The organism is Niastella vici, from assembly GCF_002077945.1.
GTDB lineage: Bacteria > Bacteroidota > Bacteroidia > Chitinophagales > Chitinophagaceae > Niastella > Niastella vici.
The window spans coordinates 22,643-35,583 of the sequence record NZ_LVYD01000073.1 but is presented as its reverse complement, the minus strand read 5'-3'; the positions used below and the strand labels follow the sequence as shown (position 1 = coordinate 35,583).

Sequence of the window (12,941 nt, the reverse complement as noted above, 5' to 3'; positions counted from 1 at the left end):
AATACAATACCTGTCCGCTTTTCAGCAGCGCAAAAAATGGGTGTGTGATAAGGAATTTCTAGTGGATATTTAAGCCGGTCAATGTGTTCAGTACCGCCAGGTTCTCGTTCAATGGTATCGTCAGGTCCCAGGTAAGCGTTACTTTATTATTCTTTTTAATAGTGCCATGCGTCAGCTTCACCTGGTAATATGTTTCTATTCTGTTAAGCAATTCTTCCAATGGAATATTCTGTAGCCGTACCTGTTGTTGCAACCACCAGTCGGCCGCATCAGGATCAATTATTTGCAACGAACCGGTTACCGCCCGTGCTGTAAGTACCTGCTGGCCGGCGGTCACCAGTTTGTTTCCACTGGTATTATTCAGCGCCACCTTACCTTCCTTTACGGTCAGCTGCAGGTCAACCGAATCAATTTTTCGAATGGTAAATGCCGTTCCCACAACAGTTACCATTTGCCGGTTAACACCTATGGTAAAGGGATGCTGCGCATCTTTGGCCACACTGAAAAAAGCCGTTCCTTTCATGAGCATGGTGCTGCGCTGTTTCGAAAAATCAGTATGCACCTTTACAGTTGAATAAGGCGCCAGCCATAACACCGATCCATCTTCAAGCAGGATCTTTTTTGAACTGTCGTTGCTGGCCAGCTCCTGCCAGGGATCTTTGTCCGGTTGCAGGCCCCCGCCTGGCATTTTAATAAATAAAGCCACCAGCATGGCAGCAGCAGCACTTAAGCCAATGAAAAAAAGCTGTTTTCTGCGGCGTTGGCGGTTGTCAATGCGATCGTTGATGCTGTTTAGCAGCCCTTGCTTTTTTTGCATGCCGATGTTCACAGGCGAATCCCATGCCTGCAGCCATTGCTCATCGGCCTGGTTTTCTTTATTATCCTTATGGTGCTTTGATCGGCGGGGCATGCAAACAGCTTTGGTTAATTGTTGGTTAATAGACGCTCGTAAAAAGAAACTGGTACTAGAGGAATTGGAGAAAAAAGCGGGAGTTAACAATTTGGTCATTTTGGGGTTACCGGTTACCGGTTGCCGGTTACCGGTTGCCGGTTGCCGGTTGCCGGTTGCCGGTTGCCAGGACTTGAATTATGAGCAGCCTGCCAATAATAGGGAGTTCCGAATTTTTTTGTCCGGAAACCGGGACCCGGTAACCGGTAACTTTAAATGAACAGCTGCACCTGCCGCAACATTTTCACAATGCGTTGTCCGGCAGTATGCAATTGATTTTTGACCGTTTGTTCGCTCAGCCGTAATTCAGCAGCGATCTCCTTAACAGAAAGCTGGTCCTCGTTCTTCATGGCATAAATTCTGCGCATTTGACCGGGCAGCTTGCTGGTAGCCCTTTTCCAAAAATAAATGGCCTGTTTATACTGATACTGTTCATCGGGCAGGGGACGTCCTTCAGTATGTTCCGGCATTTCGGCCGTTAACGTATACCGTTTTCTTTTTGAAGCCCGCTGGTGATCGCTGATGCAATGCTGAACAATGGTATATAAATAATTGCGGAAAGAAGAATGGATGACAATAGACTGCCTTTTGTTCCACAGGCGTATAAAAACCTCCTGCAGTACATCATCGGCCTCTTCGGACCCATTCAGCCGTGACCGTATGTACGTGTGAATGGGATCGGCGAACCGGTTAAAAATTTCATCAAAAGCAATTCTGTCCCCTTTTTTCAACTGCAGCAACAACTCGCCGTCATCGGGAACAATTGGTTGAAAATTCATATGGCGCAAACTTAGCAACCAAATGTACTATTTGAAAAGAAGTTGTTTTAATAAATGTTTAAGTTTTTTTAAGCTGTTTTGGTTTAAAAATATTACGCAAACGGTTGCATTGTTTAATTATGTTATATACTGGCCGCAAAAAGCTGCAGAAACGAAACTAAAAGACCGTTTCCGAAACTGGAAACGGTCTTTTTCGAACGGGAACGAAATTTACCAATGGGCTGTTTTATCTGCAGAACCCTTAAACCACGCCCAACTTTTCTTTAAATTTTTCGAGCTGCCGGCGGTGGCGTAAAATATGAACGATGGCGTGTTCCATCATTTGTTCAATATCGTATACCTGTCCCCAACCAGCCTTTATCTTTTTATCATTATTAAATTCTTCCAGGTCATTATCGGTAAACTCGCCAAACACATTTTCGGTGAAAACAATAACACCATCCAGCTCAGTCAAATATTCTGCAATCGTCAAACACCCCTTTTTCTCCGGCCGCACCTTATTATATCCTTTTAAATTATAAATGCTGGTGGCATACCCGTAACCGGAATGCACTACATGCGTTAAAATGGTCTGGATGCTCCGGCAGTTGTCATCGTTCGTATGCGGATCAACAATTGCTACCAATTCCCGGTCAGAAACAGGGGCGATCACTCTTTTTAGATCTGAAATGGCGCGTTCGTACTCATCGAGCAAGGCGCCAATTGCGCCAGTCCGGTATTTTTTGGTCATATTTCTATATACTATATGTCATATAAAATTATATAAATCAGCAGTAAACTGCTTACTTAACAGTTTTACATTTGTACACATACCAACACTATGAGCCAGATACCTTTTCAAACCATTGACTGGGCAACCATTACAAAAACCAGGCACAACGGGGAAACCGGGATCGCCTGGTGGCAAACGCTTCAATACCCCGGACTGCGGGTTCGCATAGTAGAATACTCCAAAGGATATATGGCCGATCATTGGTGCGAAAAAGGCCATATTGTTCATTGCCTCGAAGGGGCATTTGTAAGCGAACTGAAAAGCGGCGAATCGTTCAGCTTAACCCAGGGCATGACCTATATAGTATCTGACGACCTCAGCTCACATCGTTCCATGACTGAGAACGGCGTTAAACTGTTGATCATTGACGGCGATTTCCTGAAGAACCAGCCCTAAATTCCCACCATAAAAAAAACTTCCCATAAACATGTGATTTTTTTGATCTTGCTGCGAATAATTAAGGAAACCGGTTCCTGATTATTTTATGCAAACAGAACAAACAACGATATTTCTTTCAATAATTGAAAAAAACAGGGGCATCATCTATAAGGTGGCCAATGCGTATTGCGTGAACGCAGAGGATAGAAAAGACCTGATACAGGAGATCATTGTGCAATTATGGCGATCGTTTCACCGGTATAACGACCAGTATAAATACAGCACCTGGATGTACCGCATAGCCCTGAACACCGCCATCTCATTTTACCGGAAGGAAAACCGCCGCAAACAATTAAGCAGTCCGTTATCAGATAACATCCTTGATCTTACTGAAGACAATACCCCCATTGAAACCGATACACACCTTGGTCACCTGCAACAATTCATTGCCGGCCTCAAAGAACTGGATAAAGCCCTGATGCTTTTATACCTCGAAGAAAAAAGCCAGAAAGAAATAGCCGGGATCACCGGCATTTCTGAAACCAATGTTAGTACCCGCATCGCGCGCATCAAAAAGATCCTGAAACATAAATTTGCAACCATAAATACTTAAAAAATGGAAGACACAGAAATCATCAATCTCTGGAAGTCCTATGGGCAAAAACTGGAAGAAAGCCTGCACCTGAACAGGCAAAATGCAGAAGAGATCACAAGGCTAAAAGTGCGATCATTCCTTTCCCCCATGAAACCAGTGAAGTTGTTTGCTATTATAGTGGGTATAATATGGGTAGGGCTAATTGACATCCTGATCATAAGCAACCTTCCCACCGGCAACTGGTTCTTCATCATTTCTGCCGGCATACAGGTGCTGCTTACCAAACTGGCCATTATAATATACCTGTACCAGCTGATCCTTATTCACCAGGCCGATATCAGCGAACCCATTTTGCAAACCCAACACAAACTCGCCCGGTTAAAATCAACCACCTTATGGGTTACGCGCATCCTGTTTTTACAGCTACCGGTATGGACAACCTTTTACTGGAATAAAAGCATGCTCTTAAATGGCACCATTCCTTTGTACATGCTTCAAACAGCGGTTACCCTTACATTCACTTTTGTGGCGGTATGGCTTTTCCGGAATATAAAATATGAGAATAAAGACAAAAAATGGTTCCGCCTCATTTTCGATGGCAAAGAATGGACCCCGGTGCTGAAGTCAATTGAATTGCTGAACCAGGTGAAAGAATATAAAGCGAACGCCTGATATATTTCCTGACCAGTAATAGCCATGAACAATTAAAAGGCCGCCCAAATGAACCGGGGTGGCCTTTGTTTATTATTGGCCGTAATTAACAAGAGGTGGTATTCAATATAATAGTAGGAAATCAAGCACTTTCTTATTAAACAGATCAGCATAATCAAGATTCACCATATGTGCAGCGTTACGGATCACATATCCGGTAGACCTTATCACTGCAAGCAGGTAATTGGCCATTGTTAAATTGAATGGAACATCTTTTCCCCCGTTGATAAGCAGCGTTTTGCTTTTTATATTCCCGAGTGCCCTGGCTGTTGGTATTTTGCCAAAAGGACGCCAATCATTTTGGGAATGATTTTTACAGTTGGCTAACACCGTTTGATAGATATATTGCCGAAGCGTGGCGGGCACCTGGCTGCTGTCGCGGAAAGGCCCTACACACCAGATCGATGTAAAAAGCCGGGCATATTTTGTATTGTCATGAGCCATTAAAGCGGCATCTGTTTTAGCATATAATTGCTTACTTAAACTATCAACCGTAAGCTGTTTTGTACTCCCAATAAAACCCGGTGAAACCAGTACGATCTCTTTAACCCGTTCCGGATGCGATAGTACAAATTCGGAGACGCAAACAGACCCCAGCGATAATCCAACAAAAGAGGCATGTTGAATTTTTAAACTATCCATTAATATGTTGATCACCTCACTGACAAGGATGGTAGTATCTGTGCCCATTGTTTCACCATGAGCAGGCAGGTCGAAGGTAATTACCCGGTAACGCCGGCTGAAAAACGCCAATTGATTGTCCCACATATGCCGGTCAAGCATACCGGCATGAACGAAGATCAATGACTCGCCCGAGCCGGCTTCACTATATTTTATGCTAAAGCCACCGGCTTTAACACTACCCTCAATGGGATCAATTGCAGCATAGCAGGTATGAAAGAAGCAGAAGAACAGTAGCAGGCAGCCGGTCATCTTCATACCATAAATATAAAGCTTAAATCCAGAACAACCCAGTGCATGAAAAAGTATAGGCATAACCGATTATTAATTATACCTATACATGTTAAACAGGATTTACTCTCTTGCTAAAATGCAAACTCCTGAACGGCTTGCTTCGCTTTTGGCAATGCCATTTCAGCCAATTGAGGCATACCGGTTCCTTCAACCCGGAAAGTGGTTATATCAGTCATACCCAGAAAGCCCAATACATTTCTTAAAAATGGTTCGGTAGAATCAAAAGCCTTCATGGGTCCATCTGAATAAATGCCCCCCGAAGCAATGGCCAGGTATACCTTTTTGCCGGTCACCAATCCCTTTGGTGCGCCATCGCCGTAACTAAATGTTACGCCCGACCGGGCTATATGATCGATCCACGATTTTAAGATAGAAGGAATTCCGAAATTGTATAAAGGCACGCCGATAACAATAAAATCAGCATCCAGTAACTCATTGATAGCCTGATCACTCTTACTAAGAACGTCCTTATGATCGGCCGTGCGCTGATCGGCAGGCGTATAATGAGCGGCGATCTGCTGCCCGTGCCAGTAGGGCAGCGGTTCAGCGGCCAGGTTGCGGGTGCGTATTTCGCTGCCGGGGTAAAGTGTTAACAATTTGTCAATGATGACGCCAGACAGTTTGTTGCTGAAAGACTGATCGCCCTTTGCACTTGATACTATGTTTAATATCTTTTTCATTTTCATTAAATTTTGATGAATTGCCAGGGTTGTAATTGTGTTTTTGATTTCACAACAAAGCTACTTACCTTTGCTATACATTAGTAAGTACTATACTGATGTATAGGACTATACCGAGATATAGCGCTATACTGAAGTATAGTGATAAAATAAATTACCATGGCAATCAAAGAAGGAAGAACACAGGAAAGATGTACGGGTATGATATTACCTGTATCGGATGCCATACAGATCTTAAGCGGCAAATGGAAACTGCCCATCCTTATTTCATTACAATTTGGCAACAAAAGATTCAGCGAGATCGCAAAGAATATTCCTAAAATAACCGACCGCATGTTATCGAAAGAGTTGCGCGAACTGGAGATGAACCAATTGATAAAACGTACGGTTTATGATACTGTTCCCGTAACCGTGGAATATTCAATGACAGAGTACGGCGAATCGCTGGACCCTGTAATTTTGGAATTGGCTAAATGGGGCAGGCAACACCGGAAAAGGATCATGTCGAAAGACAGGTCGGCAGCAAAATATTAAGCATGGCAAAAAGGTTAACAGCACAGGCAATTATCACCAAATCGGGATTCGATTTTTTACTGGCATTAAAAAAGAACAATCACCGCGACTGGTTTAACGCACATAAAGCGACATTTCAAAAAGAACAGGAACAGGTTGAGGTGTTTGCCGAAGCATTATTGCGCGAACTCAATAAACACGATGTTATTGAAACACCATCGGGCAAAAAAAGCCTGCACCGCATTTACCGCGACATCCGTTTCTCAAACGACAAAACACCTTACAAAACAAACTGGAGCGGAAATTTTAAACGCGCTACCAAATACCGCCGCGGCGGGTATTATTTTCATTTGGAACCGGGCAACAGCTATCTTGCCGGTGGCTTTTGGGGGCCCAATGCGGCAGACATGAAACGCATTCGTGAGGAAATTGCCTTCGATGCGGCGCCATTGCGAAAAATAGTAAAAAGCAAGACCTTTATTACCACTTTCGGCGCGCTGAAAGGCGAACAACTAAAAACCGCGCCCCGGGGATTCGAAGCCGGTAACGAAGCTATTGACCTGTTACGTTATAAACAATTCCTGCTCATCAGGAAATTCACAGATAAAGAAGTGCTGAGCGCCGGCTTCCTGAAAGAAGCCAGCCAAACCTTAAAAAACATGCGGCCCTTCTTTGATTATATGAGCGAAGTGCTTACTACCGATACCAATGGTTTAGCCGTATAACTACAGGCAACTGATAACAAAAGCATAATCATAATAGGTGAAAACACGGATTTTTATTATCCGGTCTGTTATTACATTTATGTGGCACTAAAATCACCAATTTAACCCATTAGATTATGCCTATACAAAATTATGGTGTGCTGAAAGGACAGGTATTCGAAAGCCTTCGGGCCACCGCACAAAGCGAGCATTTCCAGATCCTGATCAACCGCGGTCACACGCCACACCGCATTGCCATCAATACCAAATCGAGCGAGGCGCCCAGCCAGGTACTGTATTATGCCAGCAATGATTTTCACCACGAAATAACCGATGCACTGGCGCAAAGCAACCTGGCTAATGGGTTCACCCCGCTTGAAAGTAAACCAGGTACGCTGGCGCTCGATTTCATCAGGCGTAACCTCTTCAACCGTTCCGAAATGGTGCCGCTGCCATCGCGCGGCCCCGGCGACAATGACGACCTGAACGACCGGCTCGACTTTTTTGTTCAGCAGGCCATGCGCGATTCTTCCGCCATTGTATACGCATTTGGCCAGCATTGGCAGGATGCCAGTGGGGCCGACAAGTATTTTCCCGAAGTAAATCCCAGTACGGGCATTCACGATATCCATATGAACCAGGGTAACCCCAAAGGGGCTTATTTTGGTGATAACGGCATTTGGCAGGATGGGGGACTGCTGTTCCATTTCGCTTCCCGCAACCGCTGGGCAGCCGTGTTCACCGCCTTCCAGTCGCAATCGTTTCATACCGATGACCATACAGGCAACCCCATCAGTGATCCACAACCGGCGCCTGCCAAAGCAGGTGTGCGCATTATTGCAGCATTGGTAAACCCCGAAGGCGATGACCCCGGCAAAGAATATATTATCCTGCTCAATAAAACCAATAAAGACATCAACCTGGCCGGCTGGCAGATCGTTGACAAACTCAAAAAAAGCGACGTCATTGGCAATAAGGTGTTACCCGCCGGCGATACCCTGCGCATACAGCTCACAGGGCAGGGCGCACAACTCACCAACAAAGGCGGCAACATCACCTTATTAAATAAGGAAAATCTTAAAATTGACGGCGTAACCTATACCAAAGAGGACGCCGCTATAGAAGATCAGCTGGTGGAGCTGTAAATATTTAGCTGTACATTGATACCAGAGAACAGATAAGCTACCAACTTTAGCGGGGGTAGCTTTTTTATTTTCACAACTGGTGGTTCGGTAAATTTATAACGTATACAGGACTTTACAGGATGGTAAATAAAAGCCGTTTCCTACCTTACCAAATCAAAAAAAATCGCTTGCCAATGAACAAGGAATTGCTAATAGCTGGCTGTAGCATTTTGCTGAATATATTTAGCGCTGCCGGCCAGGTAACATTACACCAACTGCGAACTGAGAACCTCGAAAATCCCGTCGGTATCGACGTAACAATACCACGCTTCAGCTGGCAATTGGAAAGCAGCCAGCGTTCAGTAAAACAAACAGCCTGGGAAATAAAAGTGACCGCAGGTAAAACCGCTGTATGGAACAGCGGAAAAGTTGCCGGCGATCAATCGGTACAGGTGCCCTATGGCGGCAGCAGTCTGCAATCAGCCACGCGATACAGCTGGCAGGTACGCGTTTGGGATAACACCGGCCATACAACGCCCTGGAGCGCCCCCGCATTTTTTCAAACAGCCTTATTAACACCAGGCGAATGGAAAGCACAATGGATTGCACCCGGTTTTACGGAAGATGCCGTGAACAGGCCGGCCGTTCTTTTTCGCAAAACATTTGGAATAAATAAAAAGGTGCGGTCTGCCTTTGCCTACATCACCTCGCATGGCTTGTACGAAGCACAGATAAACGGACAAAGGGTAGGCGATGCTTATCTTACCCCGGGCTGGACGAGTTATAAAAAACGCCTGCAATACCAGGTGTACGATGTTACGCCCATGTTAGCCAATGGACAAAATGCCATCGGTGTATCAGTTGGAAATGGCTGGTACCGCGGCTATCTGGCCTGGAGCGGCAATAAAAACTCTTTTGGAAAAGATATCGGCCTGCTGTTCCAGTTGGCAGTTACCTATACAGATGGTACAAGTGACCTCATAGTTTCTGACAATAACTGGAAATCTTCTACCGGCTCAATACGTTATGTAGAGATCTATCATGGAGAAACCATCGATACGCGTGAGGACAAAACCGGCTTTGCAAAAGCCGGGTACAACGATGGCGCCTGGAGCGGCGTACAGGTAGTTGATTCAGCCAAAAACATTCTTACGGCTACCTGCAACGAACCGGTGAAAAAACACGAGACATTTAAACCCATAAAAGTACTTACAACACCCAATGGAAAAACTGTGCTCGATTTTGGCCAGAACCTGGTAGGGTGGGTGATGGTAAAAGCAAAAGGGAATGCAGGCGACAGCATTGTGATAAAACACGCCGAAGTGTTGGATAAATATGGCAATTTTTACCTCGATAACCTGCGTGCCGCCAAAGCAACAGCTACGTATATACTCGATGGAAAGGAAGAAAGAACGCTGGAACCGCATTTTACTTTCTTCGGCTTCCGGTATATTCAGGTGGAAGGATATCCCGGCGAAGTAAAACCCGAGAATTTCACGGCAGTGGCCCTGTATTCCGACATGGCCCCCACCGGTAGCTTCTCCTGTTCGCACCCATTACTGAACCAGTTGCAACATAATATTCAATGGGGACAACGGGGTAATTTCCTCGACGTGCCCACCGATTGTCCGCAACGTGATGAGCGCCTTGGCTGGACGGGTGATGCGCAGGCATTTTCACGGACCGCCGCATTCAATTTCGGTGTCGATAATTTCTTTACCAAATGGCTGCACGATGTAGCAGCCGATCAGCGCGCCGATGGATTGGTACCAAGCGTAATACCCAATGTACTAGGCGCTAACTCCGGCGGATCAACAGGGTGGGCCGATGTAGCCACTATTCTTCCCTGGAATATGTACCTCGCCTATGGCGATAAAAGAATTTTGGAGAACCAGTATAAAAGCATGAAAGCCTGGGTGGGGTATATGCAGGCCCAAAGTAAGAATGATCTGTGGCAAACCGGGAACCATTATGGCGACTGGCTTTTTTACCGGCCCTTCGACGACAATGACGGCAGAGCCGCCGTTACCGACAAACACCTGATAGCACAATGCTTCTATGCCAATTCAACACAATTGCTTATCAATACAGCCAAACTGTTGGGCCAAAACAATGATGCTGAAAATTTCCAGGCTTTGCTGGAAAGAATAAAAGCAGCATTTTTGAAAGAATACCTTACGCCCAATGGCCGCCTGGTATCAGGCACGCAAACGGCTTATGTGCTGGCGCTGCAGTTCGATATGTTGCCCGAAGCATTACGCGCACAGGCAGCAGCCCGGTTGGCAGAGAACATAAAAAGCTACAACAACCATTTGACCACCGGTTTTCTGGGAACACCCTACCTGTGCCATGTATTAAGCCGCTATGGCTATACCGATGTCGCTTACAAATTACTGTTACAGGAAAGCTATCCATCCTGGTTATATCCGGTTAAGATGGGCGCCACCACTATTTGGGAACGTTGGGATGGACAAAAACCCGACAGCACCTTTCAAACACCGAATATGAATTCCTTCAACCACTACGCGTACGGTGCCATCGGCGACTGGATGTACCGCGTAATTGCCGGGTTAGATACGTATGAGGACGGCCCCGGCTACAAACACCTCAAAATTCAACCGCACCCGGGCGGCGGGCTTACCAAAGCAGCAGCCAGCCTGCAAACCTGGTATGGAACCGCAAGCAGCAGCTGGGCTACCAACGGCAATGAACTTACGCTTGAAGTAGAAGTGCCGGCCAATACAACTGCCGACATTTATATTCCTGCCACCAGCGCCGATGCCATTACCGAAAGCGGCAAAGCCCTTTCAGGGATAAAAGAAATACAGGTAGCCGGTAAAGAGGATCAGTATGTAGTTGTAAAAGCAGGATCGGGCAAATACCGGTTTGTGACTGCAGCAGCAACCGCAGGTAAGGAAACAAAACAATAGGAAATTAAAATATTGAATATTTGTAAAAGGCGGGGAAAGTTTGCATCTTGTTAAAAGCCCAATTTAACTCAAAAAACAAACAGGCTGATCTTATGAAGGCTTTCCCCGTTTTTTCATTCATTTAGTTGCAGGCAAAGTTTTTTCACAAAAACCTACGATCCTGTTCAGGTAGCATAAAAGAACCAAAATAACTGTTAAGAACAGCCTTCCCTGTATAAAACCCGGGTTGTATATATTATCTTTCTACGGCCAAAACAACCTTTATGACCCAAACCCTTCGCCAACGCATTTGGAAAACCGCCAGGTGGTTCATCGCCTTATTCTTCCTGATGCTGATCTTTCGTCTTATTTACGGTTACCTGATCACCCCCACCACTTACGACAACGATTACGCTAACTATTTCAGCGGCGTGGAGCATTTGAGAAAGAACTACGCTTCTGAAAACCAGATGAAAGTATCAAATGCACAAAACGCCAGCTTTGCAACCGACCAGAAATATGAAAAAACAGCTACGGTAAGGTCCAAATCATCGCAGTTCGATAAAGACGTAGACCATATTAAAAACCTGACCACCCAATTTCAGGGTCTTATCCAGTACGAACAAAACACAGGTAATAAAGGCAGCCGCGAAATTCACTGGCTCATCGGCATCAACCCGGCAAAATTCGACAGCTTTTACCTGCAGGTGCAGCAGATCGGTCAGGTGAAATCAATGGCCATCACCAAAGTCGACAAAACCAATGAATACCGGCAATTAAACGCGAAGAAGGCTTCTTTGGAAAAGAACCTGGCTTCCTTAAACGAATTAAAATCAAGGAGCGGAGCTATCAGCGATTATGTCACCCTTCATGATAAGATATTAGAGATAGAAACGCAGCTGCAGGAGTTGGGCGTTGAACTGGGTAATTTTAATACGGAAAATGAGTTCTGCACCGTCCGGTTCTCCCTGTATGAAGGCGCGCCTGAACAGAAAATAAGTTTTTTAAGAAGATGCAAAGTGGCCCTGGAGTGGACGATAAAATATTACGCAATATTAATATTCTCCCTGCTGGGGTTGGTAGTAACCCTGTTTATCCTGCTCCTGGCAATCGATAAATTGAAAGTAATGAACAAGCTGAATGAGTGATTGCAAAAGCCCTTCATAACAGATCTGTAAATTTGTAAAACGGTCTATGGTTCCTTCGTGATCCTGTCCAGTTGCTTCAACACGGTGGGCAACCGGTATTCACCATGCATGCATTGAATATAATTAGCAGCCTGCTGCAGATCGGTACCTATTGCAGTAACAAATAAAGGTCGCTCAGTGGTTCCACGCATCACCGGGATCACATACTTCATATTCTGGTGAAAGTTGGTTTTGGCAACGCCGATAACCGGCACTTTTACAGGCAGGCTTTCAAATAAATAAGCGCCCAAACCCGGTTTGCCAAAATCATCCAGCACCACAAATCCATCAACAATTATATATTTGATTTGCTGAAGATCTACTTTCTTAATTATTTCCAGCAGGCAGGGCAATTCGCGTTTGTAAAAGGACCCCGGCACATATTCCTCCACTGCATCAATGTAACTGATCACATGTTGCAGCGCAACAGCATCATTCCAGTGCGCTATCAACGCACCTACGGCTTTGGCAGTATTGTCTTTATAGTGAACGTCTGTTGCCAGGATCATAACTGATACGAATGATAAAGCAAAAATAGGATAAAAGGTGCTATTGGGGGCACCAATGGATTCAATAGTTATCTGGTAATTTATCCTTATACAAACAGTGGTATTATACTCCTGGCTAACAAATCCGACGGAAAGATCTTCCGCGCATTACCGGCA

14 protein-coding genes are annotated in these 12,941 nt (G+C 45.1%); 8 read left to right on the top strand and 6 right to left on the bottom strand.

Features of this window, described 5'->3' with window-relative positions; translation table 11 throughout:
- Positions 1-58: 58 nt before the first annotated feature.
- The 3 genes from A3860_RS31295 to A3860_RS31280 form a co-directional block, all read right to left on the bottom strand.
- Entirely contained in the window at positions 59-910 is an 852-nt protein-coding gene (locus tag A3860_RS31295) for a FecR family protein (protein ID WP_158085426.1), read from the bottom strand.
- A 251-nt stretch (positions 911-1,161) separates the two neighbouring features.
- Positions 1,162-1,728 (bottom strand): RNA polymerase sigma factor, encoded by a 567-nt coding sequence (locus tag A3860_RS31290; protein WP_081154146.1) that lies wholly within the window; start codon positions 1,726-1,728, stop codon positions 1,162-1,164.
- Between the two features lie 241 nt (positions 1,729-1,969).
- Positions 1,970-2,458 carry a DinB family protein gene (locus tag A3860_RS31280; RefSeq protein WP_081154141.1) on the bottom strand — a complete coding sequence of 163 codons (489 nt, stop codon included), beginning with the start codon at positions 2,456-2,458 and terminating at the stop codon, positions 1,970-1,972.
- A 90-nt stretch (positions 2,459-2,548) separates the two neighbouring features.
- On the opposite strand from A3860_RS31280, the gene A3860_RS31275 reads away from it, so the two are divergent.
- The 3 genes from A3860_RS31275 to A3860_RS31265 all read left to right on the top strand — a co-directional run bounded on the left by A3860_RS31275 (position 2,549) and on the right by A3860_RS31265 (position 4,145).
- Positions 2,549-2,896, top strand: coding sequence for a DHCW motif cupin fold protein (locus tag A3860_RS31275; protein WP_081154139.1), 348 nt, complete (start codon positions 2,549-2,551; stop codon positions 2,894-2,896).
- An 88-nt stretch (positions 2,897-2,984) separates the two neighbouring features.
- Positions 2,985-3,491, top strand: a complete 507-nt coding sequence (locus A3860_RS31270) for an RNA polymerase sigma factor (RefSeq protein WP_081154137.1) — start codon at positions 2,985-2,987, stop codon at positions 3,489-3,491.
- A 3-nt stretch (positions 3,492-3,494) separates the two neighbouring features.
- Entirely contained in the window at positions 3,495-4,145 is a 651-nt protein-coding gene (locus tag A3860_RS31265) for a hypothetical protein (protein ID WP_081154135.1), read from the top strand.
- Positions 4,146-4,247: 102 nt separating this feature from the next.
- On the opposite strand, the gene A3860_RS31260 is transcribed toward A3860_RS31265, so the two are convergent.
- Together A3860_RS31260 and A3860_RS31255 are read right to left on the bottom strand one after the other, a co-directional pair.
- Positions 4,248-5,180 carry an alpha/beta fold hydrolase gene (locus A3860_RS31260; protein ID WP_081154133.1) on the bottom strand — a complete coding sequence of 311 codons (933 nt, stop codon included), beginning with the start codon at positions 5,178-5,180 and terminating at the stop codon, positions 4,248-4,250.
- 50 nt (positions 5,181-5,230) lie between these two features.
- Positions 5,231-5,839: an FMN-dependent NADH-azoreductase gene (locus A3860_RS31255; protein ID WP_081154131.1), complete on the bottom strand. Its 609-nt coding sequence runs from the start codon at positions 5,837-5,839 to the stop codon at positions 5,231-5,233.
- 159 nt (positions 5,840-5,998) lie between these two features.
- Here A3860_RS31255 and A3860_RS31250 point away from each other — a divergent pair, with 159 nt between their 5' ends.
- From A3860_RS31250 to A3860_RS31230, 5 genes are all read left to right on the top strand, one after another.
- The gene (locus A3860_RS31250; protein ID WP_081154129.1) at positions 5,999-6,373 is read left to right on the top strand and encodes a winged helix-turn-helix transcriptional regulator; all 375 of its coding nucleotides are present in this window, start codon (positions 5,999-6,001) and stop codon (positions 6,371-6,373) included.
- A 2-nt stretch (positions 6,374-6,375) separates the two neighbouring features.
- Positions 6,376-7,077, top strand: coding sequence for a DUF2461 domain-containing protein (locus A3860_RS31245; RefSeq protein ID WP_081154127.1), 702 nt, complete (start codon positions 6,376-6,378; stop codon positions 7,075-7,077).
- A 116-nt stretch (positions 7,078-7,193) separates the two neighbouring features.
- Positions 7,194-8,201 carry a DUF2278 family protein gene (locus A3860_RS31240; RefSeq protein WP_081154126.1) on the top strand — a complete coding sequence of 336 codons (1,008 nt, stop codon included), beginning with the start codon at positions 7,194-7,196 and terminating at the stop codon, positions 8,199-8,201.
- Between the two features lie 173 nt (positions 8,202-8,374).
- A complete protein-coding gene (locus A3860_RS31235; RefSeq protein WP_081154238.1) occupies positions 8,375-11,110 on the top strand; it encodes an alpha-L-rhamnosidase in 2,736 nt (911 codons plus the stop codon).
- Positions 11,111-11,373: 263 nt separating this feature from the next.
- Complete coding sequence (locus tag A3860_RS31230) at positions 11,374-12,237, top strand: DUF4349 domain-containing protein (RefSeq protein WP_081154124.1); 864 nt, start codon at positions 11,374-11,376, stop codon at positions 12,235-12,237.
- Between the two features lie 44 nt (positions 12,238-12,281).
- Here A3860_RS31230 and A3860_RS31225 read toward each other — a convergent pair whose 3' ends face one another.
- A complete protein-coding gene (locus A3860_RS31225; RefSeq protein ID WP_081154122.1) occupies positions 12,282-12,785 on the bottom strand; it encodes an endonuclease V in 504 nt (167 codons plus the stop codon).
- Positions 12,786-12,941 lie beyond the last annotated feature (156 nt).